This is a genomic window from Mycobacterium sp. 141 (assembly GCF_000382405.1).
Taxonomy (GTDB): Bacteria; Actinomycetota; Actinomycetes; order Mycobacteriales; family Mycobacteriaceae; genus Mycobacterium.
Map to the genome: position 1 here is coordinate 83,796 of NZ_KB908267.1, position 20,822 is coordinate 104,617.

A 20,822-nucleotide genomic window follows, 5' to 3' on the forward strand; every position below is an offset into this window, starting at 1 on the left:
GGAGCAGAGCGGGGGTCAATGCGGGTGTCTGGGTTGTGGTGCCACGCTGTACGGCGACCGGGTCACGTTGATCTCGGGCCGTTTGGTGGGTGTGGGCCGCTGCGGCGCTCGGTACACCGGCGACTGGGACTCGGGCTCGGGCGGCGCAGGAGCCGGCGGTGGGGGAGCCGGGGGAGCGGGAGCAGGCAGGATGCCGGCCCGCAGCGGTGGCGGCTCGGGTGCGGGCGCGGGGGCACTCGATGCCGTCGGCGTCACCGATGTCGGAGCCCGGTCGACCGTCGATGACGGATTGCGAACTATCAGCAGGACCAGCGAAACCACGATCGCGGCCGCAGCCAGCCCGGCCGCGACGATCGCGGCCGCAGCCCGACGGGTGCGGTACCACGGCACGGGCGCAGGTTTGAAATTCCAGGTGCTGGAATCGAACGCATCGAAACCGGCGGCCGCACCGGCAGCCTCGCCGTCTGCCTGCTGCGCAGCGTCGTTCCAGAGGTAGTCGAAGCGACCCGCTGCTTCAGGTTCAGCCACGTTCTGATGTTAGCGGGACGACCTGCACAAACGCGCGATGATCGTGATGTCGACACGATCGGCCGTCCGTCACGGTAGGGTTCGGACGTCACGCCGGAGCCATTCACCGCAGCGACCAGTGTCGGTAACCGCGGCGCCATTGCTGCGCTTTCTGATCATCGGAAGGTTGGCAATGCTCATCAGAACAGCGCTTACGCGAATGTTGCAACCAAAACTTGTCCCGGGCATCCTCGCCGCCGTTACGTGCCTCGTCGTCACATCTGCCGTGGCATGCGCACCACCGCAGAAAGACGGCGGCGGCGCGCAGACGGAATCGGGAGTCAAGGCCGCCGAGGCCACCTCTGCCGGGGCATTCGGCGACATGGACGGCCTGGTCACCGCGGCCAAAGCAGAAGGCGAGCTCAACGTCATTGCCCTGCCCCCGGATTGGGCCAACTACGGCGCAATCATCAAGGCGTTCTCCGACAAGTACGGCATCAAGGTCAACTCGGCGCAGCCCGAGGCCTCCAGTCAGGAGGAGATCAACGCTGCCAATCAGCAGAAGGGCAAGAGCACCGCGCCCGACGTCTTCGATCTCGGACAGGCTGTGGCACTGTCGAACACTTCGATGTTCGCGCCGTACAAGGTGGCCACTTTCGACAGCATCCCGGCGAAGTTCAAGGATCCGAACGGGGTTTGGGTCAATGGCTACGGCGGCTATATGTCTATCGGGTTCGATTCGGCCAAAGTGCCTGCCATCACCGACGTTGACGACCTGCTCAAGCCTGAATACCACGGAAAGGTCGCTCTCAACGGCGATCCCACCCAGGCCGGCGTGGCGTTCTCCGGAGTGCTGATGGCCGCGCTGGCCCAGGGCGGGTCGGCCGACAACATCGCGCCGGGCGTCGACTTCTTCGGAAAGCTCCACCAGCTGGGCAATTTCCTACCGGTCGACCCGACCCCGGCCACCATAGAGTCGGGCCAGACGCCGGTGGTCATCGACTGGAACTACACCAACGCCGCCGAAACCCAGAAGCTGCCCAGCTGGCAGGTGGTCGTGCCGCCGGACCACGCAGTCGCCGGTTACTACTTCCAGGCGATCAACAAAGAGGCCCCGCATCCGGCCGCGGCGCGGTTGTGGCAGGAGTTCCTGTTCAGTGACGAAGGCCAGAACCTGTTCATGGTGGGCGGTGTCCGGCCGGTGCGTGCAGATCAGATGGCCATCGCGGGAACCGTCGACAAGGCGGCGTTCGCCAAACTCCCGTCGATCGACGGGCAGGTGGTCATCCCGACACCGGCCCAGACCGAAGCGGCCACCAAGTACCTGGCGGACAACTGGGCCAGGGCGATCGGCTGAGTCGGCCGATGCCCCGGGCCGTTGTGGGTCGGCGGATTCGCGAAAGTCTGCCGCTGCTGCCGTTTCTCACGGTGGTCACCGTATTTCTGATCGTGCCGACGGTGACGGTGGTCGTCATGGCCTTCTTCGCCGAAGGATCTTTCTCGCTCGCGCGGATCATGGCGCTGTTCTCACCGACGGCGCTCGCGGCCCTCGGCAAGAGCGTGCTGCTCTCGGGCAGCACGGCACTGATCGGGGCGGTGCTGGGCGCCGTACTGGCCTGGCTGATCGCCAGCAGTCCGCCGTCGTCGATGGTCCGCCGCTCGGTGCTGGCGCTGTGCAGTGTGCTGGCCCAGTTCGGCGGTGTGGCATTGGCTTTCGCGTTCTTGGCGACGATCGGTCTCAACGGTGTGCTGACGGTCTGGGTGCGTGCACATCTGGGTTGGGACTTGGCCGGATCCGGCTGGTTGTACGGGCTACCCGGGTTGATCCTGGTATACACCTACTTTCAGATCCCGCTGATGGTGATCGTTTTCCTGCCCGCCGTGGAAGGTCTGCGCGATCAGTGGCGCGAGGCCGCCGTCAACCTCGGGGCATCCAGGTGGCAGTACTGGCGTGAGGTGGCCGTGCCGTTGTTGACCCCGGCGTTCCTCGGATCGGCGTTGTTGTTGTTCGCCAACGCCTTTGCCGCCTATGCGACCGCCGCCGCTCTGGTCAGTCAAGGCGCTCCGATCGTGCCGCTGCTGATCCGCGCGGCGCTGACCAGTGAGGTGGTGCTCGGGCAATCCGGGTTCGCCTACGCGCTGGCGCTGGAGATGATCGTCGTGGTGGCCGCTGTGATGCTCGTTTACAACGCGCTGGTGCGGCGGACCGCGAGGTGGCTGAAATGACGCGTGCGAGAACGGCACTGCGGATCACACTGTGGGTGCTGTTCGGGTTGTTCTTCCTGTTCCCGCTGTACGCGATGGCGGACTTCTCCACGCGCAACCTGATCGAGGGCGGACGCACCCTGGCGGCCTGGCGCAACCTGGTGGCCGACGAGACCCTGTACCAGGCGATCGTGATCTCGGTGTTGCTGGCGGTGTTCACCGTGGCCGCGATGCTGGTGCTGCTGGTGCCGACGATGATCTGGGTGCGGCTGCGAGCGCCGTGGGCACGACGTGCGATCGAATTCCTGTGCCTGTTGCCCTTGACGATTCCGGCCTTGGTGATCGTGGTGGGCCTGCGCAATGTCTACCTCTGGGTCACCTACTTCCTGGGGGAATCCGCGCTGACGCTGACGTTCGTCTACGTCGTTCTCGTGCTGCCGTTCGCCTACCGGGCCCTCGACGCGGCGCTCGCGGCCATCGACCTGCGGACCCTGTCGGAGGCGGCCCGCTCGCTCGGCGCCGGCTGGGGTGCCACCATCGGCCGCGTGATCGTGCCCAACATCTGGCCCGGAATCCTTTCCGCCGCTTTTATTTCCATCGCGGTGGTGCTCGGCGAATACACCATTGCGTCGCTGAGCGGTTACCAGACCCTGCAGGTGCAGATCGTCGCAATCGGTAAGAGCGACGGTCCGACGTCGGTGGCCGCCTCGCTCGCGGTGCTGATGTTGGGCTTCGTGCTGCTGCTGGTCCTGGCGGTTGTCACCCGCGGCCGCCGTCGGAGAGCGGGTGGTCTGAGGTGAGGAGCAATCGGGGTCTTGCGGACGTGAGGAGCAATGGAGGTCTTGCGGACGTGAGGAGCAATCGGGGTCTTGCCGTCGAACTCAACGACCTCACCCGGGTCTACGGCAGTGTCAAGGCGCTCGACGGGTTAACCCTGCACATCGAGCCAGGCGAGCTGGTGGCCCTGCTCGGACCGTCGGGGTGCGGTAAGACCACCGCGCTGCGTATCCTGGCCGGACTCGACGAGGCCACATCGGGCAGCGTGCAGGTCGGTGGGCGTGACGTGAGTTCGGTACCGGCCAACAAGCGCGATATGGGCATGGTGTTCCAGGCTTATAGTCTGTTCCCGCACCTGACCGTGCTGGACAATGTCGCGTTCGGGTTGAAGATGCGAGGAAAAGCCAAGGCCGACAGGCTTTCCCGGGCCGCGGACATGCTCGATCTGGTGGGCTTGAGCGAGCACAAGGACAAGTACGCCGACGAGCTTTCCGGTGGCCAGCAGCAGCGTGTCGCGCTGGCGCGGGCCCTCGCGATCCGGCCGAGCGTGCTGCTGCTCGACGAGCCGTTGTCGGCGCTCGACGCGAAGGTGCGGGTGCAGTTGCGCGACGAGATCCGTCGGGTTCAGCTCGAGGTCGGCACCACGACGTTGTTCGTCACCCACGATCAGGAGGAGGCGCTGGCCGTTGCCGACAGGGTCGGGGTGATGAGCTAGGGCAAACTCGAACAGCTCGCAGCGCCGGCGGATCTGTATGCCAGCCCCGCGACGCCGTTCGTCGCGGAGTTCGTCGGACTGAACAATCAAGTGCCCGTGGAGGTTTCGGGCGGGCAGGCCCTCCTGCTGGGCGCCTCGGTCCCGACGCTGGCCGGTTCGGTCGGTGCAGGTACGGGCACAGCGCTGGTGCGCCCCGAGTCCATCACGGTCACTGCCGACACCGACGGTGCCGCTCGGGTCAGCTCGGTGGCGTTCCTCGGGCCGATCTCGCGGGTATACGTGACATTGCCCGACGGGGCGGTCCTGCATGCGCAGTTGGCAAGTTCAGCCGCGGAGGAGTTCAGCCCGGGGGACCCGGTGCGCGTCGGGGTACGGCCCGCGCCGGTGCTGGTGATCTGAGCCGGTGGGCTCAGACGTCCTTGACCGGTTCGATACCCAGATCGCGGTAGGTCACCAGTGCCGCGAACGGGACCCCGCGCTTGGCGAATCGTCCCGTCGCGACATCACCGCGGTCGACCATCGGGATTACCCCGGTCACCACCGCACCCGCGGCGACGACGCGCTCGTAGGCGATCTCGGTGGAGCCGCCGGTGCTGATCACGTCGTCGACCAGCAGCACGCGGGTGCCGGGTTCGAGCCGGGTGCCTTCGATCCACTGTTCGCGGCCGCGGCTCTTCTGTTCCTTGCGCACTGAGAACCAGGCCTTGCCGGTGACCATCGCGACGCCGTGGGCCAGCGGGTCGGCACCCATGGTCAGGCCACCGACGGCGTCGAACTCGATGCCGCGGGCCGCGGCCAGATCGGCGACCGCGCGGCTGACGATCGCCATCCGCTCACCCGTGTCGATGGCGTACTTGCCGTCGATGTAGTCATGGCTGAGCTGGCCGCTGGCCAGCCGGAACGGCTCCTCGCGGTGCTCGTAGCCGCGCGTGCGGATCAGATCGAAGGCGGCGTGCCAGGTTTCCGGACGCTCGGCGGCAGCAGACATACCCGCGATCGTATTGCACTCGGCGGCGTGTGCCGATCCGGCCTGGGCGCGGTGCGCCTACCCGGCCTGGGCCCGCCTGGCCAACTCGACTGTCGCGGAACGCAATTCATCGAAGGAGCTGATCGGCGCGGCGTAACCCACCCGCGTGTATGCCACCCCGCGGTCGGTGGTGACTCGCAGATCGAGGCCGTAGCGGTCAGCGCCCGTGCACACTGCGGCGGTCGTATCGGGGTAGCCGCCGAGGGTGCGGGCCATCGCCAGCAGTGACGCGGCGTGGTCGGCGTTGAGATGCTCGATGGCACCGGCAGCGCGGGGCGACACCGGGTCGGGCTCGGCGGCGGCGTAGGCCGCACCGGTGGCCGAGTCCATCCGGCCGTAGCCGCCGACCCAGCGCACCCGGTCCACGCGCAGCACCCACAGCGAGAAATCGCTGTAGTCGATGTAGTACTTTGCCGCCGCGACCGCTGACAGGTGAGCGTCGCGGGCCGCTGCGGCCTCGGCACCGGAGGGGTGTTCGGCTACCCCGGCCAGGGTGACACGGGTGCTGGCGAGTGGATCCGACCCGGCCCCGGGTGCGACGATCGCGATGCTTGCCCGCGGATCCTGCGCGAGATTGCGGCCGTGCTCTGCGAGATTCGACACGCACAGCACCGGAGCACCGTCCAGCAACCCGTAGGTGATGAACGATGCCCACGGTGCGCCTTCGGCGGTGAGAGTTGCCAGCGTGCCGGAGTTGGTCGACTTGGCGACGGTGCGGGCTTCCTCGGCCGCCGACGGCCGCGCCGCCACGGCAGGTGTGCTCAGTGGAGGTGGGACCGAGGGGGCGTTCGCCGGAGTGCCATGGTCTCTGGTGCTCAGATCCGACCGAGCACCGATTCCCGCTGCGTCGCGATCGTCAGGCGTCGACTCACCCACAGGGCATCCCTCATCGAATTGTTGGGGCGATCTCCGCGGCACCGCCGCAGACAAGTTCACATTCGGGGAAAACGTAACCCTCGTGGACCCGTGATACAACCGTGGGCCTTTCCGCAAACTCGTTAGCGAGGACGAATCACGTTGCTGGTGGGTAGAGACGGTCGGGACGTCGGAAACCGAGCTTCGGCGCAACAGTTCTAGGACGGTTGAAAAGCCGCTTCTGTGGGTAGGTTTAAGGCTGATGGAAGGCATCAACGGAGCGACCGTGCAAGATCTGGACATCCCGTTCAGCGCGTGGTTACCCCGGCAGCGGTGGTACGCCGGCCGGGGCCGTGCGCTGACTGCGGCGCGCCCGGTGCTCGTGCAGCCGCTGCGCGAGCACCTCCTGCTGGTGTTGTTGGACGCGTCGTACGTGGACGGCACTTGCGAGCGCTATCAGGTGATCGTCGGGGTCGGTCGCCGAGACGGCTCAGATCGCGGTCCTACCGGCGCGACCATCAGTGTCAACGGTGACCGGATTGCTTACGACGCGTTGTTCGATCCGGATGCGGCACGCTATCTGTTGAAACTGATCGACGGCGCGGCCACCGTCGGGGCGGTGGTTTTCACGAAGGAGCCGGACGCGGAGCTTCCCCTGGATGCCCCTGCCCGGGTCTCCACGGCCGAGCAAAGCAACACCAGCGTGGTGTTCGGCCGGGACGCCATGCTCAAGGTCTTCCGGCGGGTCACTGCCGGTGTGCATCCCGACATCGAACTCAACCGGGCTCTGGGCAGGGCGGGCAACCCCCATGTGGCTCGGCTGCTCGGATCGTTCGAAACCTGGTGGGACGGCGAGCCGTGTGCGCTGGGCGTGGTGTCGGAGTTCGCCGCCGATTCCGTCGAGGGCTGGCACATGGCGACCACCGGCGGCGCGGACTTCACGGACGAGTCCCGCCTGCTCGGCGCAGCCGTGGCCTCGGTGCACACCTGCCTGGCCGACGAGTTGGGCACCGATTCCATCCCGTTTCCGGTGGACGTGATGCTGAGCCGGTTGACGACGGCCACGCAAGCGGTGCCCGAGTTGTACGACTTCGCTCCGCGAATCAAGCAGCGCTACCGGGACCTGGCGGGGCGACAAATCACGGTGCAGCGCGTGCATGGCGACTTGCACCTGGGGCAGGTGCTCCGTACCCCACAGCGCTGGTTGTTGATCGATTTCGAAGGCGAACCCGGAAAACCGTTGCAGCAGAGGCGTCGTCCCGATTCAGCGGTGCGCGATGTCGCGGGCATGTTGCGCTCGTTCGACTACGCCGCCTACCAACGACCGGGCGTTGCCGCTGAGGCTTGGGCTGACCGCAACGGCACGGCCTTCTGTGACGGTTACGCCGCAGAATCCGGTGTCGACCCACGCGACCCCGCCGACCTGCTGGCGGCCTACGAGTTGGACAAGGCGGTGTACGAGGCCGCATACGAGGCCCGGCACCGCCCGGATTGGCTGCCCATCCCGATGGGGTCGATCGATCGGCTGGTGCGCTGAGTTCTTCCCGCTCAGTTTCTTCCCGCGAGCAGACGCGTGGGCCCCCGACACGCCGCGTTTGGCGGACCCAAATGTCTGCTCGCCCAGGGAACTACCTCGCCCAGGGAACTGACTACAGCGTGGCGATCTGGTAGTCGCCCAGTTGGTCGATCAGCGCATGCAACTGGTCTTGCGACGAGCCGAGGGTGTGCTCGATCGCAGTGAGCCGCGCCGCATAGTGCCCGACCGGATACTCCGCGGTGATACCGATTCCGCCGTGCAGCTGAATGGATTCCTGGGCAATGTGTCGGCCCGAGCGGCCGATCTGCAGCTTGGCACGCGCGGCGAGCACAGGATCGAAGTCACCGTCGGTGATCGACATCGATGCGTAGAGGCCCATGCTGCGGGCCAGCTCCAGCGATACGTACATATCGGCGGCCCGCTGCGTCAGAGTCTGGAACTTGCTCAGGGTGACCCCGAATTGCTTGCGCGCCTTGAGGTAATCGGTGGTGAGCCGCAGCGACTCCGCCATGGCGCCGACTGCCTCGGCGCACAGCCCCGCCGAGGCACGGATCAGCGCGTGCGTGATGGCCGTGCCGGCATCCACCGCGTCACCGAGGGGGTCGGCGGGTGTTTCGGCGAGGTCGATCTGGGCGCCCCGTTGCCCGTCGAACGTACGGTAGCTCTCCCGGGTGACCGCGGCTGCGTCGACGAGAAACAGTCCGGTCCCGCCCCCGGGCAGGACGGCGCTGACGATCAGCGTGTCGGCGCTGTCGCCGGCCAGCACCGGGTTCTTCCGGCCGGTGAGCACCCACGAATCACCTTGGCGGGCAGCGGTGGTGGTGACGGTACCGGTTCCGCGCAGGCCGGGCTCGGTGTGGGCGAAGGCCAGCAGTCGCTGACCGGCAGCGACCTCGTCGAGCAGTTGACGCTGTGCGTCGGTGCCCACCTCGGCGATGATCGACCCCGGCACCAGCGCGCCGTGCAGCACCGGCTCGGGCGCCAGCCGGCGTCCGATCTCGCCCAGCACCACCATGATCTCAAGCGGGCCGCCGGCGTCTTCCTCGAAACCCAGTCCGAGCACCCCTATCTCGGCGAGCTGGGCCCACACCCGAGTGCTGTAGCCGGGGTCGGTGTCGACGACCTTGTTGCGCTTTTCGGTGTCATAGCCCGACAACACATCGCGCATGGTGTCGGCCAGCAGGGTCTGTTCTTCGGTCAGCTGAAAGTCCATGGTTCAACTCACAATCCGAGAATGGTCGACGCGATGATGGTGCGCTGAACCTCGTTGCTGCCGCCGTAGATCGAGGTTTTGCGATAGTTCAGATAGTGCGGCGCGGCCTCCTGGGCCCACGCGGGCGACGCGATCGTATTGCCGGCCTCGAATGGCAGCGCGTCCGGCCCGGCGACCTCGACCAGCAGTTCGGTGGCGGTCTGCTGCAGCTGACTGCCGCGCAACTTCAGCACCGATGACGCCGGGTTGGGCTTGCCGTCGGCGGAGTCCGACGTGACGCGCATCTGGGTGAGTTCCAGGGCCAGCACGTCGTTCTCGGCCTCGGCCAATCGCGCGGCGAACAACGGGTCAGACAGCAAACCGGACTGCTTGGCTCGGGCCTTTACGTCGGCCAGCCGTACCTTGGTGCGAGCCACCTGCGCGATGCCGGTGCGTTCGTTGCCGAGCAGGAACTTGGCGTAGGTCCAGCCCTGGTTCTCCTCACCGACCAGCTGGTCGGCGGGCACGCGCACGTCCTCGAAGAACACCTCGTTGACCTCGAAGCTGCCGTCGATGAGCTTGATCGGCCGCAGTGTGATGCCCGGGGTGTTCATGTCGATGAGCAGGAAGGAGATGCCTGCCTGCTTCTTGGGGGCCTGCGGGTCGGTGCGGACCAGGCAGAAGATCCAGTCGGCGTACTGGCCGAGCGTGGTCCAGGTCTTCTGGCCGTTGACCACGTAGCTGTCCCCGTCACGGACCGCGGTGGTGCGCAAAGAGGCCAAATCTGAGCCGGCCTCGGGCTCGGAGAAGCCCTGACACCACCAGATGTCCAGTGCGGCAGTCGGCGGCAGGAAGCGTTCTTTGACGGCCTGCGAGCCGAACTCGGCGATCACAGGACCGACCATCCGGGTATTGAAGGTCAATGGCTCCGGAACGCTGGCCAACTGCATCTCGTCGAGCCAGATCTGGTGCTGAGTGGGCGTCCAATCCTTGCCGCCCCACTCGACGGGCCAGTTCGGCACAGCCAGGCCGTGCTCGTTCAAGGTCTTGTGCGCGGTGACGATTCCGTCCTTGCCGAGCGGTTTACCCAGCCGGTTGCGTTCGCGGATCTCGGCGGGAACCTGAGTGGTGTAGAAGGTGCGCAGCTCGTCGCGGAACGCAGCCTCCTGCGGTGTGAGTGCCAGTTGCATGACCGTCTCCCTGCTCCGTGGATCTGACAGCAGAGTAAACGACCGGTTGGTTGGGAGACGAAAGCGGCTGGTCAGGGCGCCAGAGTCAGCGCACCAGCCGGCGCAGCAGCGCCGAGGCAGCGGCGATGCCGAGCACGGCCGCCACGATCAGCACCGAGACGTCGAGTGCCCAATTGGTCGGCGTGCCGATCAGCAACCCTCGCAGGGCGTTGACCTCGTAGCTCAGCGGATTGACCGTGGACAGCCAGCGCAGCCAGCCGGGCATGATGTCGACGGGGTAGAGCGCATTGGATGCGAAGAACAACGGCATCGTGATGGCCTGACCGATACCCATCAGCCGGTCCCGTTTGCGGACCAGCCCGGCCAGCGTCATCGACAGACACGCGAAGAACGCCGCGCCCAGCGTCACGATGGCCATCGCGGCGAGGATCCGCAGTGGGTTGGCGGTCATCGGGATGCCCATCAGGTAGGCGAGCACCACGACGCCGACCACCTGCACCACCGAGCGCACGCCGGCCGCGAACGCTTTACCGGTCACCAGCGCCGATGCGGGTGCCGGCGTGACCATCAGCTTCGCCAGAATGCCCGCATCGCGATCCCAGATGATCTGGATGCCGTAGAAGATCGAGATGAACAAGGCGGACTGGGCGATGATGCCCGGTGCCAGAAACGTCAGATAGGGCACACCACCGGTGTTGACCACGTGCAACCGGCTGAAGGTCTGCCCGAAGATCAGCAGCCACAACGCCGGCTGGATCAGGCGGGTGAACAGCTCGGTGCGGTCGTAGCGCAGCTTCTGCAGCTCCACGAGCGAGAAGGCGCCGACACGTACGGCCATGCCGCGGGCCCGGCGCCACCCGCGTGGCGCGAGGACCAGGCCCCTCGAAGTAGACGAATCAGAAGTAGGCGAATCAACTGACACGACGCGCCGTCCTTCGGCTCGAACGGACCTCACCGATGCCCGAACGGCGGGTGTCCTCGCCGAGTTCGGACCCCGCATAGTGGCGGAAGACGTCCTCCAGAGTGGCGTCCTCGCCGTCGCCCGACACGGCCGCCTTGAGTTCGGCCGGGGTTCCGACGGCTCGCAGCCGGCCGTGGTGCATCAGCGCCACCCGGTCGCACAGGGCATCTGCCTCGCCCATGTAGTGGGTGGTCAGCAGCACTGTCATACCGAACTCGGCCTGCATGCGCTGTACTTGTTCCCAGACACTGTCGCGGGCAATCGGATCGAGCCCCACCGTCGGTTCGTCCAGAATCAGCAGCAGCGGCCGGTTGACCAACGCCTGGGCCAGTTCCAGCCGTCGCACCATGCCGCCGGAATAGGTCCCTGCGGGCTCGTCGGCGACGTCGAGCAGTTGCATCCCGGCGAGTGCCGTGGCGACACGCTCGCGAAGTTCGGTCCGCGGCACATCGTAGAGGCGGGCGAACAGCTCGACGTTCTGCCTGCCGGTCAGTGCCGACTCGATCGAAAGTTGTTGCGGTACATAGCCGATGTTGTGCCGGATGTCCATGGTGCGGTGCCGGGCGTCCAGCCCGAAGATCCGCACCTCGCCCTGCTGGACCGGGGTCAATGTGGTGAGCACCCGCACGACGGTGGTCTTGCCCGCGCCGTTCGGGCCGAGCAGGCCCAAGGTCTCGCCTTGGTGCACCTGCAGGCTGAGATCGTCCACGGCGGTGAACTGCCCGTAGCGATGGGTCAGGTGTCGGCAGTCGATGGCGAGCAGTTCGTCGTTCATGTGGACTCGATCTCCTCGGGGATGTCCCGTACCTCGGCCTGCTCCTGCAGCAGCCGGGTCAACTCGGCCAGCACGTCCAATCCTTGTGCCAACGCGTCAATTTGGGCACCGTTCAGCTGCGCCATGACCGTCGCCAGCGCGGTGCGGCGGGCGGCCCGGGACTCGTCGGCGAGCCGCTGGGCCGATTCCGTGAGCCTGAGCCGTCCCACTCGGCGATCAGCCTCATCGACGGTCCGGATCAGCAGCCCGTCGGCGACCAGTCGGGATACCAGCGTCGACGCGGTGTTGGGCATCAGGCTGAGTTCGACGGCGGACTCCCGCACCGAGATGCCCGGTCGACGACCCACCAGACGCACGAGTTCGGCCTGCGACTGAGTCAGCCCGGCGGAGCCCGATGTCGTCACCCCGGTGGCTCCGATGTCGAATCCGCCGCCGGTAGAGCGGCGCAGCTGTCGCCGGAATCGACCGACGACGCTGAACAGGTCGCTGATGAGATCTCTGCGGGCATCCACCACCTCACCACAATACCTCTGTCACAGAGGTATCGCCCTGCTCGTCGCGAACATCTGTGAAGGTGGTGGGGGCGCCGCGCGGATTGCCGCAGCCGTGGCCGCAGGGTAGCTGCCGCCGCTCTTCGGCTGCTACCCCCGGCCCGCCCGGCCGGCGGCACGAACCCTAAAGTTCGATGCCTGCGAGGCGGCCACGGCTGCTACTTGCCGAAGGTACCATACTTCCTGGTACGGACTGGGATACCGATGCTTTGAGCAACGCCCGCTGCGGCCACTGAATCTCACTCGCCACGCAGCACCAACACCGCCCGGGCATCGACGTTGACCTTCGCTCCGGCCGCCAGCGGCGTATCAGCCGAGTTTGCGGCGCCGTCGATCGCGGCAGTGCTGATCACCGGTGTCCACTGCTGGCCGAACTCCTTCGGTGGCAGCACGAACTCGATCGGTTCGTAGTGCGCGTTGAAACACAGCAGGAACGAATCGTCGACCACCTGCTGCCCGCGCACGCTCAGATCCGGGATGCCGTGTCCGTTCAGATACACCGACACCGACTTGGCGTAGCCGGTTTCCCAGTCCTCGGCGGTCATGTCGGAGCCGTCGGGCGCGAGCCAGGTGATATCGGGCACGTTGGGCGCACCAGGCTGGCGAACCGGCCTGCCGTCGAAGAAGCGTCGCCGTCGGAACACCGGGTGGGCAGCGCGTAGCGCCGACACGGTCCTGGTGAACTCGAGTAGGTCTTTGTCGGCGTTGGCCCAGTCGATCCAGGTGATTTCGCTGTCCTGGCAGTACCCGTTGTTGTTGCCGCCCTGGGTGCGGCCCAGTTCGTCACCGTGACAGATCATCGGAACGCCTTGGGACAGCAGCAGAGTGGTGAGGAAGTTACGTTCCTGCCTGGCCCGCAGCGCAAGGATCTCCGGGTCGTCGGTGGGTCCCTCCACACCGCAGTTCCACGAGCGGTTGTGGCTCTCGCCGTCGTTGTTGTCCTCGCCGTTGGCGTCGTTGTGTTTCTCGTTGTAGGACACCAGGTCTCGCAGCGTGAAGCCGTCGTGCGCGATGACGAAGTTGATGGACGCGACGGGACGGCGCGCAGTGTGCTCGTACAGGTCGGCCGAACCGGTCAACCGGTAGGCGAACTCGTCGAGCGTGGCGGGCTCACCGCGCCAGAAGTCGCGAACGGTGTCGCGGTACTTGCCGTTCCACTCGGTCCACTGTGGTGGGAAGTTGCCCACCTGGTAGCCGCCGGGCCCGACGTCCCACGGCTCGGCGATCAGCTTGACCTGGCTGACGGTCGGATCCTGTTGCACCAGTTCGAAGAACGTCGACAGCTTGTCCACGTCGTAGAACTCGCGGGCCAGCGTGGAGGCCAGGTCGAAGCGGAAACCGTCAACGTGCATCTCGGTGACCCAGTACCGCAGCGAGTCCATGATCAGCTGCAGTGAGTGGGGATGGCCGACGTTGAGGCTGTTTCCGGTGCCGGTGTAGTCCATGTAGTAGCGCTTGTCGTCCTCGACGAGGCGATAGTACGCAGCATTGTCGATACCGCGCATCGACAGCGTGGGGCCCATGTGGTTGCCCTCGGCCGTGTGGTTGTAGACGACGTCGAGGATCACCTCGATGCCGGCCTCGTGCAGTGCCCGCACCATGGCCTTGAACTCCTGCACGTGGCCGCCGGGTGTGGCACTCGAGCTGTACCGCGGATCGGGTGCCAGGAACCCGATGGTGTTGTATCCCCAGTAGTTCGACAGGCCCTTCTCCAGCAGCGTCGAATCGTCGACGAAGTGATGCACCGGCATCAGCTCGATTGCAGTGATGCCCAACGACTTCAGATGGTCGATGATCACCGGATGGGCCACGGCCGCGTAGGTACCGCGAATCTGCTCGGGTATGTCGGGATGAGTCTCGGTCAGGCCCTTGATGTGCGCCTCGTAGATGACGGTGTCGGCGTACTCGTGGCCGGGCGGCCGGTCGGTGCCCCAGTCGAAGTACGGATTGATCACCACGGCCTTGGGCATGTGGGCTGCTGAATCGTCGTCGTTGCGGCTGTCCGGGTCACCGAAGTTGTAGCCGAACAGCGGCTGGCCCCAGTCGAAGGTCCCGTCGATGGCTTTGGCGTAGGGGTCGAGCAGCAGCTTGTTGGGATTGCACCGGTGTCCGGCGGCGGGATCGTACGGACCGGTGACGCGGTAACCGTAACGCTGTCCCGGCTCGATGTTCGGCACGAAGCCGTGCCAGATGAAGCCGTCGACCTCGGGCAGGGTGAGGCGTGCAGTCTCCTTGCCCTCGGCATCGAAAAGACACAACTCCACACGTTCGGCGACTTCGCTGAACAGTGTGAAATTTGTGCCCGACCCGTCGTAGGTGGCGCCAAGGGGGTAAGCCTTACCTCGCCAGATTTCGAGTTCGGGTTCCGTGGTTCGCTCGGCTGGATTCACAATCCGACTTTACGGTCCGCTGCGCTGCGTGACCATTCGGGCGGCCCGCCCGACGTGCGCCGAACCAGCGGGGGCTCACCCTGTCCACCGGCTCTGAACTGCCCGAATACCGCTTGCTCGGGGTAATGGCGGACCACGGCGTTGCGACCGTCACATTGCACCGTTCGGGGGTATCACATCGCTGTCGGCGACGATATGCGCCAGGATCGTGCGCACCGGCGAGCCGCCCGCGTTCTGCGGGATGTGGATGTCGGTGGCGGCCGGTAAGCGGTTGCTGTGCGATCCGCTCGCGCCGGACCGGCTCCCCGCGGGATCCGACTAACTGACGTCGACGCCAGCCGAACGCAATTCGTCGATCGCCGCGGCGGTGCTCTGCGGTGCGACACCGGCGGTGAGCCCGGCGAGCACGCGGGTCCGCAGCCCTGCTTTCACCGCATCGGCTGCCGTCGCCGCCACGCAGTAATCGGTCGCGATACCCACGATGTCGACCTCGTCCACATCGTGGGAACGTAGCCAGTCCATCAGCGTCGTCCCGGAATCGTCGGCACCCTCGAAACCGCTGTAGGCGGCCGAGTAGTGGCCCTTCATGAACACGGCCTCCACAGCGCTGGTGTCGAACTCTGGGTGAAATGCCGCGCCCGGCGTCTCGGCCACGCAGTGCCGCGGCCACGACGTCTGATAGTCGGGGTGCTCCGAGAAATGCTCGCCCGGGTCGATGTGGAAGTCCTTGGTGGCCACCACGTGGTCGTATCCGTGATCGCCCGCCAGCAGTTCACTGACGGCGCGCGCCACCGCAGCACCACCGGTGACCGCCAGGGAGCCACCTTCGCAGAAATCGTTCTGGACGTCGACGACGATCAGTGCTCGCATCTACCTTTTGCTCCTCGCGTCCGCTTCTGCTGTTGTGCTCCTCGCGTCCGCTTCTGCTGTTCTGCTCCTCGCGTCCGCATGTGGCTCATTTGCTCCCAGATCACTGCAGCACTTGCACGCTGGCGACGGTCCGGTTGAGGTGGTGCAGTTCGATCTCAACAGTCCCGGGCACGTCGACGGTGAACTGGAACTGTTGACCGGCGCGCGGCTCGATCTTGAAGGTGTGGTCCGGCGCGGAGTTTACGTGCAGTTCGTCGGCGGCGTCGCTGTTGACCCGCACCACGATGGGTTCTTTCACGCTGCCCTGCAACGACGCATTGGTCGGCGTCACCTCACCGCCCTTGATGGTCACGTCTATGACCAGGCGGGCGGGTGCCTGCTGCCGGTTTGTCATGTCTGACGGATTGACAGCGGTCACCGAAGGCGTGGTCGAGCCGGCCTCGGTCGACGAGGACTTGTCGGAACTGCCGCATCCGGCCACCAAGAGTGCTGCCACGGCCGCCAAGGTGATCAGTCTGCATGTACGCGTGTTCACAGTGAACCATCTTCGTCCTGTAAGGCCCCGCGATCCGTCTTCTCCCGGCTCGGCGTTTCTGCATACCGGGACGGAACACCTACTGAGTGCTCCACGGCGTCACCGGCCGCTCGCGCGCCACTCCGTCGATCGTGACGTCGACCCGCTCGTCGAAGAAGCAGATCAGCCCGCGCACGGGCTCGGCGTCGTGCAGTGGCTCGGGGTAGCTCCATGCCACATCGGCTCGTTCGTCCGGCACGGAATAGTAGCTTGCCCGGCCCTTGTATGAGCAGTAGCTGATCGTGTTGCTTTCTACCAGAGCAACTTTCACGTCTCTGCGGGGAAGGTAATACCGCGTCGGCAGGAGTGTCTCGAATAACAGTGTGGGATGGCGGGATTCGGCCAGCAGCTGGCCGTCGAGCTCCACGCGGATGTGCCTGCTGCTGCGCAAGATGTCGATGCGGTGGAACGGATCACGCGGGTGCGCGACGATCGGTTCGTCTTCCTCACGCCACTCGAAGCTGGCGAAGTCGAGGATCAGGTACCCGGCCAGGTCCGGATCGTCCGGCTGATAGGCAGCCGCCACGCCAGTCTCTTCGCCTGCGATGACGTCGAATTCGGTGCCCGCGCAACTGTGCTTGGTGAAGGAAATCGACGGATCGAGGAACCCGGGGATCTCGTCGTCCCCGGATTCCGCACCGGCCGGCACCAATCCTGCGGTCAGCGCGCTGCGGGGCACCGCGTAGCTCGGGACGACCCGTCGGGGCTCCCACACCAGAACGGCCGCGCAGGTATCGGCCACTGGCTCACCGCCCATGCAGGCGCGGATCCGTTTCGCCGTCGGCTGATACCGAAGGGTGTCCAGACTTTCGGCGAGTAGGTCTGACACCTTGGCGGCCATATCGATCATTATCGGCCGGGTAGACCGATTGGCACACGCAGGACAAGGAAACTCTCAGGTGCCGACGTAGTTCGCGAGATGCTTTCAGCCAACCCTGCCATTCAGCGAATCTCCTGGAGGCGGATGAGATTGCCGGCTGGGTCCCGCAACGCACAGTCGCGGACGCCGTACGGCTGATCGGTCGGTTCCTGGATGATCTCGGCATCGGTTGCCTGCAGCCGTTCGAAAGTGTCGTCGAGATCCTTGGTGGCCAGGATCAGGCTGGCGAAGGTGCCCTTGGCCATCATCTCGGCGATGACCCGCTGTTCCTCATCGGTGAGGCCCGGAGTGGCCGTGGGCGGGAACAGCACGATGGACACGTCGGGCTGCTCTGCCGGACCGACGGTGATCCAGTGCATACCGTTGTAGCCGACGTCCTTGCGGATTTCGAAACCGAGGATGTCGCGGTAGAACGTCCTGGCGGCGTCCGGATCATTCTGTGGGAGAAAGCTTGCGCTGATGGTGATGTCCATGTCCGTCACGCTAATTGCGGGTCGGGGCTCGACGCTTCTCGATTCCTGATCGGTCTGGTCACCTGCTTGGCAACGCACGCCGGGATGCCTTTGGCCGAGTCGGCCATCTGCTGGCGGTAGGTGCTGGGCGGGACGCCGACGAGTTCGGTGAAGCGCGTGCTGAACGTGCCCAGCGACGAGAAGCCGACCGCGAAACAGACCTCGGTAACCGGGTGATCGCCGCCGCGCAACAACGACATTGCCCGCTCGATACGCCGAGTCATCAGATAGCTGTACGGCGATTCACCGTAAGCCAGCTTGAATTGCCGCGATAGATGCCCCGCCGACATGTTCACGCCGCGGGCCAACGCTTCCACGTCGAGTGGCTGGGCGTAGTCGCGGTCCATCCGATCACGCACGCGGCGCAGCAGCGCGAGGTCGCGCAGTCGTTGCACGTCGGGGCTGGTAGCCACGGGTTCGATGCTGCCACAAATGAACCGGCGCAGCCGCTGGGCCGGGCGGTAGGCTGCTGGCGGTGAGACCGGCACAGTTGGCGGCGCTGGGTTTGCGGCAACGTGATGGGGTCACATGCGGCCCTACCGTCGCGGTGGTGGCGGGCCTGCTGATGGACCCGGCGTATCGCGCAACGCTGCTGGGGCCCGCCGGCCGGGAGTGGTTCTTCGATGAGCAGCATCGGGTTCACGAGGAGATCAACCGCATATGGCCACGCCGGCTCGGCGCGACACCGGCGGGTATGGCGCGGGCGCTGACGCACCACAGCATCGGAGTCACCTATCGTTGGCGGCCCTTCCGCGGCGACCAGGATGGTTTGGCTGATGTCCTGGCTGCGCTCGACGCCGGCTGGCCGGTCGCGATGCTCGTCGGCGGCCGCGGTATCCCACGGCACTGGGTGCTGATCGTGGCGGCCGCCGATGAGGTGCTGCAGTGCTACGAGCCGACATCGGGAACGGTGGTCCCCGTCGATATCGCGGCGGTCCGCGGTGCCCGACTTACCGGGCTGGGATTCCCGCGTCCGTTTGCGTTCGTCCTGCCGAGTGGTAGGCAATGCGAGCCAACCACGAGCTGGCGGTGAAGTCTTGTGCCACGCGCCGTGGCGAGCGTGTAGCTCCCCGTGGCATTTTCGGTGGTTTGCCGCGGAAGCCTGCACGCTCGTCAGAGCGTCCAGAGGAGACATGGTGCGTAGCGTCGGAGTCATGGCCCGGGAGTAAGCGATGGCGGACGCCGTGGATCTCAATGCCCCCAGCGCAGAGTCGAAATCTGCTGGTCGCCCTATCAGAGCGGCTGATGCTCGGCTGAATCCGTGCGCGGTCCCAGGATGGCCCGTGATGCAGCGATGGCCGGATCGTAGATCTCGCGGATCTCGCGGCCGTCTTCAACGATCATCGCGGTGAGTTCACGCAGTCCGCCCAGCAGGATGATGGCCATCGGGCGGGTCAGCCGCGGCAGTTCCGCGTGCCGGAAACCGGCGTTTTCACTGAGATCGATGAGGAGGTCGGTTAGTTCGCGCATGGCCTCGCGCTGCAGCGGACGGGCCTGGCTCCCCAGCGCGGGCAGTTCCCGTATCCAGCTCAAGGTCACGGCCGGAGCGGACTCGATGTGGTCGACATAGGCACCGACGGCTTGTGCGATCTGGTTCTGCCAGGGTGCCTCGGCGTCGACGGCGGTGCGGATCTCGTCGGCCAGGCGCGCGTTGTTGAGCCGCAGCAACTCGATGAAGCAGGCTTCCTTGCTGGAGAACTGGTCGTAGAACGTGCGCTTGGAGGTGCGGGCGTACCGGACGACGTCGGCGACGGTGGTCTCGCGATAGCCCCTGTCGGTGATCCCCGCTGCCAGCCCGTCGAGCAATCGCAGCCGGAAGGTGTCAGTTCCAACGCGAGCGCCGGAACCCGCGAGCGCAGCAGTCATCGCACCACCCTTGCATCACCTGGTACCTGAGAGTACCGTACTACACACATGAGTGGTACATCGCAGTACCATCGCGTGGCTGGAGATGGCATGACCGAAACAGCGACCGTCATACAACCCGAAATCGACGGCGCGCGGATCCCGCCCGGTCCGCGAATCCCCGTACTGTTCCAGGGCGCCGGGTATGCGTTCGCCCGGCGATGGACGGTCAAACGGATATCCCGCCGCTACGGCGACATCTTCACCCTTCGCCTCCCGATGTTCGGCCGCACTGTCGTCGTCGCCGAACCGCAACTGGCCAAGCAGCTGTTCCAGGCCAACACCGAAGATGTCGGCAACATCCAGCCCAACCTGAGCCGCATCCTCGGATCGGGCTCGGTATTCGCGCTCGACGGCGCCGACCACCGGCGCCGGCGCAAGCTGCTGACGCCGCCGTTCCACGGCAAGAGCATTCGCAACTACGAGGCCATCTTCGAAGAGGAAACTCTGCGCGAAGCGGCCAGCTGGCCTGAGGGCAGGGAGTTCGAAACTCTCGAACCGATGATGCGCATCACCCTCAACGCCATCCTGCGTGCGGTATTCGGCGCCGACGGCGAACAACTCGACGAGTTGCGGCGCATCATCCCGCCCTGGGTGACTCTCGGATCACGGCTCGCGGTGCTGCCCAACCCGACGCGGGACTACGGCCGGTTCAGCCCATGGGCGCGGCTCGCCGAATACCGCAGCCAGTACGACGTGGTGATCGACCGGCTGATCGAGCGGATCGAATCCGACCCCGAGTTCGAGCACCGTGACGACATCCTCGCGCTGCTCCTGCGCAGCACCTACGAGGACGGTTCGGCCATGTCCCGCAAGGACATCGGCGACGAGCTGCTCACGCTGCTGGCTGCCGGGCACGAAACCACGGCGTCCACGCTGGGGTGGGCATTCGAACGCGTCAGCCGTCACCCCGAGGTGCTCGCCGAACTGGTCGCCGAGGCCGCGACCGACGGCAACGAGTACCGCCAGGCGACCATCCTGGAGATACAGCGGGTTCGCACCGTCATCGATTTCGCCGGCCGCCACATCTATGCGCCCGCATTCGAACTCGGTGAGTGGGTGATCCCGCACGGCTATTCGGTCATCGTCGCACTCGCCGTGATTCAGGAACGGCCCGAGGAGTTCCCGGACCCGGGCCGGTTCGATCCGCAGCGGTTCGTCGGCAGCCGTCCCGGCCTGGGCTGGATTCCATTCGGCGGCGGCACCCGGCGCTGCGTGGGTGCGGTGTTCGCCAATGTCGAGATGGACGTCGTGCTGCGAACGGTTTTGCGGCACTTCGTCATCGAAACCACCACGGCACCCGGAGAAAAGGTGCACTCGCGCGGGGTGGCCTACACCCCGAAGTCAGGCGGTCGGGTCGTCGTACACCGTCGCACCACCCCGCTGGGGCAGTAGCGGT

At 66.0% G+C, this 20,822-nt stretch carries 21 protein-coding genes and 1 pseudogene; 7 read left to right on the top strand and 15 right to left on the bottom strand.

Translation table 11 applies throughout. The features are described 5' to 3' along the window. Nucleotides 1-15: 15 nt before the first annotated feature. Nucleotides 16-528: a hypothetical protein gene (locus H276_RS0116620; protein ID WP_019972429.1), complete on the bottom strand. Its 513-nt coding sequence runs from the start codon at nucleotides 526-528 to the stop codon at nucleotides 16-18. Nucleotides 529-793: 265 nt separating this feature from the next. On the opposite strand from H276_RS0116620, the gene H276_RS0116625 reads away from it, so the two are divergent. The 4 genes and pseudogenes from H276_RS0116625 (at nucleotide 794) to H276_RS23130 (ending at nucleotide 4,603) form a co-directional block, all read left to right on the top strand. Continuing rightward, complete coding sequence (locus H276_RS0116625; protein ID WP_019972430.1) at nucleotides 794-1,864, top strand: ABC transporter substrate-binding protein; 1,071 nt, start codon at nucleotides 794-796, stop codon at nucleotides 1,862-1,864. 8 nt (nucleotides 1,865-1,872) lie between these two features. Further along, nucleotides 1,873-2,733, top strand: coding sequence for an ABC transporter permease subunit (locus H276_RS0116630; protein ID WP_036461232.1), 861 nt, complete (start codon nucleotides 1,873-1,875; stop codon nucleotides 2,731-2,733). Next, on the top strand, nucleotides 2,730-3,512 hold the full coding sequence (locus H276_RS0116635; RefSeq protein ID WP_019972432.1) for an ABC transporter permease: 783 nt from the start codon (nucleotides 2,730-2,732) through the stop codon (nucleotides 3,510-3,512). Before H276_RS0116630 ends, H276_RS0116635 begins: the two co-directional genes overlap by 4 nt. Nucleotides 3,513-3,562: 50 nt before the next feature. Continuing rightward, nucleotides 3,563-4,603, top strand: a pseudogene (locus tag H276_RS23130) (ABC transporter ATP-binding protein). A gap of 10 nt (nucleotides 4,604-4,613) precedes the next feature. On the opposite strand, the gene pyrE reads toward H276_RS23130, so the two are convergent. Both pyrE and H276_RS0116650 read right to left on the bottom strand, forming a co-directional pair. Further along, nucleotides 4,614-5,192, bottom strand: coding sequence for an orotate phosphoribosyltransferase (gene pyrE / locus H276_RS0116645; protein WP_019972435.1), 579 nt, complete (start codon nucleotides 5,190-5,192; stop codon nucleotides 4,614-4,616). Nucleotides 5,193-5,249: 57 nt separating this feature from the next. After that, nucleotides 5,250-6,050, bottom strand: a complete 801-nt coding sequence (locus H276_RS0116650; RefSeq protein ID WP_026357093.1) for a HugZ family protein — start codon at nucleotides 6,048-6,050, stop codon at nucleotides 5,250-5,252. Nucleotides 6,051-6,381: 331 nt separating this feature from the next. Between H276_RS0116650 and H276_RS0116655 the strand changes: the two genes are divergently transcribed. Continuing rightward, nucleotides 6,382-7,623: a maltokinase N-terminal cap-like domain-containing protein gene (locus H276_RS0116655; protein ID WP_026357094.1), complete on the top strand. Its 1,242-nt coding sequence runs from the start codon at nucleotides 6,382-6,384 to the stop codon at nucleotides 7,621-7,623. A gap of 112 nt (nucleotides 7,624-7,735) precedes the next feature. Here H276_RS0116655 and H276_RS0116660 read toward each other — a convergent pair whose 3' ends face one another. The 11 genes from H276_RS0116660 to H276_RS0116715 form a co-directional block, all read right to left on the bottom strand. Next, a complete protein-coding gene (locus H276_RS0116660; protein WP_019972438.1) occupies nucleotides 7,736-8,836 on the bottom strand; it encodes an acyl-CoA dehydrogenase family protein in 1,101 nt (366 codons plus the stop codon). Nucleotides 8,837-8,844: 8 nt separating this feature from the next. Then, a complete protein-coding gene (locus H276_RS0116665; RefSeq protein WP_019972439.1) occupies nucleotides 8,845-10,005 on the bottom strand; it encodes an acyl-CoA dehydrogenase family protein in 1,161 nt (386 codons plus the stop codon). Between the two features lie 85 nt (nucleotides 10,006-10,090). After that, nucleotides 10,091-10,843, bottom strand: coding sequence for an ABC transporter permease (locus tag H276_RS0116670; protein ID WP_019972440.1), 753 nt, complete (start codon nucleotides 10,841-10,843; stop codon nucleotides 10,091-10,093). A 73-nt stretch (nucleotides 10,844-10,916) separates the two neighbouring features. Next, complete coding sequence (locus H276_RS0116675; RefSeq protein ID WP_019972441.1) at nucleotides 10,917-11,741, bottom strand: ATP-binding cassette domain-containing protein; 825 nt, start codon at nucleotides 11,739-11,741, stop codon at nucleotides 10,917-10,919. Next, complete coding sequence (locus H276_RS0116680) at nucleotides 11,738-12,253, bottom strand: MarR family winged helix-turn-helix transcriptional regulator (RefSeq protein ID WP_019972442.1); 516 nt, start codon at nucleotides 12,251-12,253, stop codon at nucleotides 11,738-11,740. Before H276_RS0116680 ends, H276_RS0116675 begins: the two co-directional genes overlap by 4 nt. A gap of 278 nt (nucleotides 12,254-12,531) precedes the next feature. Then, nucleotides 12,532-14,682, bottom strand: a complete 2,151-nt coding sequence (gene glgX / locus H276_RS0116685; protein ID WP_019972443.1) for a glycogen debranching protein GlgX — start codon at nucleotides 14,680-14,682, stop codon at nucleotides 12,532-12,534. 318 nt (nucleotides 14,683-15,000) lie between these two features. Beyond that, nucleotides 15,001-15,552, bottom strand: coding sequence for an isochorismatase family protein (locus H276_RS0116695; RefSeq protein WP_019972445.1), 552 nt, complete (start codon nucleotides 15,550-15,552; stop codon nucleotides 15,001-15,003). A 100-nt stretch (nucleotides 15,553-15,652) separates the two neighbouring features. Then, the gene (locus tag H276_RS0116700; protein WP_019972446.1) at nucleotides 15,653-16,048 is read right to left on the bottom strand and encodes a hypothetical protein; all 396 of its coding nucleotides are present in this window, start codon (nucleotides 16,046-16,048) and stop codon (nucleotides 15,653-15,655) included. A 118-nt stretch (nucleotides 16,049-16,166) separates the two neighbouring features. After that, on the bottom strand, nucleotides 16,167-16,967 hold the full coding sequence (locus H276_RS0116705) for a DUF427 domain-containing protein (RefSeq protein ID WP_026357097.1): 801 nt from the start codon (nucleotides 16,965-16,967) through the stop codon (nucleotides 16,167-16,169). 101 nt (nucleotides 16,968-17,068) lie between these two features. Then, nucleotides 17,069-17,479, bottom strand: coding sequence for a VOC family protein (locus H276_RS0116710; RefSeq protein WP_026357098.1), 411 nt, complete (start codon nucleotides 17,477-17,479; stop codon nucleotides 17,069-17,071). A gap of 5 nt (nucleotides 17,480-17,484) precedes the next feature. Continuing rightward, entirely contained in the window at nucleotides 17,485-17,865 is a 381-nt protein-coding gene (locus tag H276_RS0116715) for a helix-turn-helix transcriptional regulator (RefSeq protein WP_369758503.1), read from the bottom strand. Nucleotides 17,866-17,993: 128 nt separating this feature from the next. Between H276_RS0116715 and H276_RS0116720 the strand changes: the two genes are divergently transcribed. Then, complete coding sequence (locus H276_RS0116720; protein ID WP_019972450.1) at nucleotides 17,994-18,551, top strand: hypothetical protein; 558 nt, start codon at nucleotides 17,994-17,996, stop codon at nucleotides 18,549-18,551. Between the two features lie 200 nt (nucleotides 18,552-18,751). Here H276_RS0116720 and H276_RS0116725 read toward each other — a convergent pair whose 3' ends face one another. Continuing rightward, a complete protein-coding gene (locus tag H276_RS0116725) occupies nucleotides 18,752-19,384 on the bottom strand; it encodes a TetR/AcrR family transcriptional regulator (protein ID WP_019972451.1) in 633 nt (210 codons plus the stop codon). A 90-nt stretch (nucleotides 19,385-19,474) separates the two neighbouring features. On the opposite strand from H276_RS0116725, the gene H276_RS0116730 reads away from it, so the two are divergent. Beyond that, nucleotides 19,475-20,818, top strand: a complete 1,344-nt coding sequence (locus H276_RS0116730; protein ID WP_019972452.1) for a cytochrome P450 — start codon at nucleotides 19,475-19,477, stop codon at nucleotides 20,816-20,818. Nucleotides 20,819-20,822 lie beyond the last annotated feature (4 nt).

Excerpts from the sequence above, each read along its gene's own strand:
- H276_RS0116630 (WP_036461232.1), top strand. The coding sequence starts at position 1,873 with ATGCCCCGGGCCGTTGTGGGTCGGCGGATTCGCGAAAGTCTGCCGCTG.
- H276_RS0116635 (WP_019972432.1), top strand. The coding sequence starts at position 2,730 with ATGACGCGTGCGAGAACGGCACTGCGGATCACACTGTGGGTGCTGTTC.
- pyrE (WP_019972435.1), bottom strand. The coding sequence starts at position 5,192 with ATGTCTGCTGCCGCCGAGCGTCCGGAAACCTGGCACGCCGCCTTCGAT.
- H276_RS0116660 (WP_019972438.1), bottom strand. The coding sequence starts at position 8,836 with ATGGACTTTCAGCTGACCGAAGAACAGACCCTGCTGGCCGACACCATG.
- H276_RS0116665 (WP_019972439.1), bottom strand. The coding sequence starts at position 10,005 with ATGCAACTGGCACTCACACCGCAGGAGGCTGCGTTCCGCGACGAGCTG.
- H276_RS0116670 (WP_019972440.1), bottom strand. The coding sequence starts at position 10,843 with ATGGCCGTACGTGTCGGCGCCTTCTCGCTCGTGGAGCTGCAGAAGCTG.
- H276_RS0116675 (WP_019972441.1), bottom strand. The coding sequence starts at position 11,741 with ATGAACGACGAACTGCTCGCCATCGACTGCCGACACCTGACCCATCGC.
- H276_RS0116695 (WP_019972445.1), bottom strand. The coding sequence starts at position 15,552 with ATGCGAGCACTGATCGTCGTCGACGTCCAGAACGATTTCTGCGAAGGT.
- H276_RS0116705 (WP_026357097.1), bottom strand. The coding sequence starts at position 16,967 with ATGGCCGCCAAGGTGTCAGACCTACTCGCCGAAAGTCTGGACACCCTT.
- H276_RS0116710 (WP_026357098.1), bottom strand. The coding sequence starts at position 17,479 with ATGGACATCACCATCAGCGCAAGCTTTCTCCCACAGAATGATCCGGAC.
- H276_RS0116715 (WP_369758503.1), bottom strand. The coding sequence starts at position 17,865 with ATGGACCGCGACTACGCCCAGCCACTCGACGTGGAAGCGTTGGCCCGC.
- H276_RS0116725 (WP_019972451.1), bottom strand. The coding sequence starts at position 19,384 with ATGACTGCTGCGCTCGCGGGTTCCGGCGCTCGCGTTGGAACTGACACC.
- H276_RS0116730 (WP_019972452.1), top strand. The coding sequence starts at position 19,475 with ATGACCGAAACAGCGACCGTCATACAACCCGAAATCGACGGCGCGCGG.